This window comes from Vibrio sp. 1069, assembly GCF_033340555.1.
In genome coordinates, this window is the sequence record NZ_JAWOWP010000975.1 from 1 (window position 1) to 511 (window position 511).

The 511-nt window shown below is 46.2% G+C and carries 1 protein-coding gene; it reads left to right on the forward strand.

Going from position 1 to position 511, the window contains the following annotated elements; all coding sequences use genetic code 11:
• A partial coding sequence (locus R7040_RS30120) for a response regulator (RefSeq protein WP_318098145.1) occupies window positions 1-511 on the forward strand: 511 nt, incomplete at both ends.

A 511-nucleotide genomic window follows, 5' to 3' on the forward strand; every position in this document is an offset into this window, starting at 1 on the left:
TAGAAAGTTTGGGGCATTCCGTGACGGTCGCGATGACTGGGGAAGAGGCGTTAGTCAACTTTGTGCCGGATCAATACGACCTTGCGCTGTTGGACATTCAACTGCCAGACATGACAGGGTTTGATGTGGCGAAGTACTACCGTGAGCATTATGACCACTTACCTCCGTTGGTGGCGTTAACGGCGAACGTGATGAAAGATCGTCGAGAGTACTTAGAAAATGGAATGGATGACGCAATCAGTAAACCATTAGCTGTGCATGCTATTCAGTCAGTGATAGATAAGTTCTTTGTTGATCGAGTCGATAAACCCGCGGTGATTGTTAAGCCTGAAGTCAAGGAAGAAGCGGCGCCTTCTCCTGTGATTGAGACACATCTACTGGATCTGGATATGCTAGAGTCTTATGTGGATATTGTCGGCGTTAAACCCGTGTACGACAGCATCAAGATGTTTGAAGACATGATGCCAGATTACATTGAGGTATTAGACTCAAACATGACCGCAAAAGATCA